Here is a 2370-nt window from a genome sequence, read left to right as displayed (position 1 = left end):
CCGCAAAGGAAAACGTCCCCAGCTAGAAAGACGTTGCTATTAACAGTTAAGCAAGCGAGCAATTTGCGCAAGTCAAGAACGTCCCCGCGCTTAAACAATCAAACTCACATTCCCCACCCCTTGCCGCAACTTTTCACCGAATTTCCGGGGATCAACTCAACTCTTCTTTGATTTGGTCTGATCACGCTTAAGCTTAGCCAACTCGATTTCAAGCTGGATCCATTTGCTCGTAAGTTCTCGAAATCTGTGGTAGCTGCGAAGCTCCTGCCTGACATCTGCTACATCTTCGGGTCTTACATACCTTGTATAACCCTTGCCTCCATGGCTGTAGCTTAGCTGGTGGTACTCACCCCCACGTGTGCGCTTCTGGGAAGATAGAGAGCCGGGATGCATGCGCCCAAGCTCCGTAAGGTTCTTCTTGATTCGTTTTATCTGCGCTTCTATACCGGTTTGACTTCTGCTCATAGTTGTATCATAGTAGGGATACAACATGCTGTCAACAACTGTTCGTCTAAGAAGGGATGTGATCACTTGAGCGATATCGGAGAAATGCTTGCGGAGATGAACATAACCCATGCAGAACACCTGCCCGTGGTGGCGACGTTTATGGAAAGGATGGGGATCGTTGACACGATCAACGCCGCCGCTCCTACCGAGATGGTTGTAGATTCAGGCACCGTGGTCAAGCTTATGGTGCTGGATACACTTTCGGGAAGAAGCCCGCTCTACCGCCTGGAGACATTTGCCGAATCGATTGATACCGGCCTGCTTTTAGGAAGGGAGACCCCCTCAACAGCATTTAATGACACCACTTTAGGTCGTGCTATGGATGCCGTCTATGAAGCCGGCACCGAGAAGCTCTTCTCCCAGATTGCGTTGAGAGCAGCGATGGCTTATCCTTTGGAGGTAAACACGCTCCACGTTCATTTCGATACCACCTCGGTAAACGTGTGGGGCGATTACCGCATGTGCGAGGAGGGCTGTGACGGGCTTAAAATAACCCACGGTCACAGCAAGGATAAGCGCCCTGATCTTAAGCAGTTTCTTTTAAAGATGCTCTGCATCCACCGCAACATCCCAATCATTGGAGGCACAGAGAGCGGGAATGCATCGGACAAGAAAATCAACAACGAAGTACTTACAAACCTTTCCCGGCACATGGCCAGGCATGGCCTGGCAGAAGGTGCCTTCGTCTATATCGCCGATTCTGCTTTTGTCACGCCAAAGAACCTGGAGGCATTGGGAGAAAACCTCTTCATCACCAGGCTGCCCTTCACCTACAAGCAAACCGATAGAATAATTGCAGAAGCGGTAAGAAAGGATGAGTGGATTGCAGTTAAAAGCGAGGTGGCCTCATCGGATAAACGAAAGAGAGCATCCTACCGCGTCTGCGAGGGTGCGGTTGAGCTTTATGGGCAAAGCTATCGGGCCATAGTGGTGCACTCCGATGCCCATGACAAACGCAGGCAGAAAAAGCTTGATCGCATCACTAGCGAATCACGAGAGGCTTATGAAAAGATTCTAAGCCAGGCCAAAGCGGTTGAGTACTTCTGCCGGGAGGACGCAGAAGCCGCAGCCGCAAGTCTTATGCTTGATGGATCGCCCTGCCACTACTGCTCATGTACGGTTGTGGAGAAAGAGACCTACGCAAGGGGCAGGCCCCCGAAGAACGGGGAGCGCAGGGTAGCAAAGGTAAGATATGTTCTCGAAGGAGGGGTGGTCGAGAATAAGGATGAAATCAAGCGGATAAGGGAGGCGGCGGGGTGCTTTGTTCTGCTGAGCAATGTTCCCGCTTCCGGCGATATGGCGCACTCACCTAAAGATGTGCTCACGGCCTACAAGGAGCAACACGGCATCGAGCGCAACTTCGGTTTCTTGAAAGACCCGTTGATCGTCAACGATATCTTCCTTAAAAGGCCCGACCGCATTGAGGTGCTGGGATTCATCCTGCTCGTCTCCCTTCTAACCTGGAACCTCATGGAACATGTGATGCGCGAATACCTAAAGAGCACTAATTCAACCATTCCTGGCTGGGATAAAAAACCGACGAAGAAGCCGACCTCGTTCATGATGACCGTAAAATTCAAGGGGGTGCTTGTAGCCAGGGTTGCCGATAAATGGTGCTTCACCGCCCCGCTCACCTACGAGCAACGGCAGTATATACAGGCCATGGGCCTGACTGAGGAATCACTATTGAGGAAGGGCAATATGTGAGCTTAGAAATTACTCCAGAAAATATTGTGAGGGGTGGGGAATGTGAGAATCATACCGTGCAGCACCCAAATTTCAAGTTCATATACCTTATGAGCAGCGCTTATTGTTTTAAAAAAGTGGGGGTGCGGAAGTCAGGAAAGACGTTGCCATCAAATT

1 protein-coding gene is annotated in these 2370 nt (G+C 50.6%); it reads left to right on the top strand.

The genetic code is table 11. The features are described 5' to 3' along the window. Positions 1-531: 531 nt before the first annotated feature. Positions 532-2214: an IS1634 family transposase gene (locus QMD53_07080; protein MDI6800399.1), complete on the top strand. Its 1683-nt coding sequence runs from the start codon at positions 532-534 to the stop codon at positions 2212-2214. The last annotated feature ends 156 nt before the right edge of the window (positions 2215-2370 follow it).

It is taken from the genome of Actinomycetota bacterium, from assembly GCA_030017835.1.
Taxonomy (GTDB): Bacteria; Actinomycetota; Aquicultoria; order UBA3085; family Oleimmundimicrobiaceae; genus Yes70-04.
This window is presented reverse-complemented; position numbering and strand designations above follow the sequence as displayed.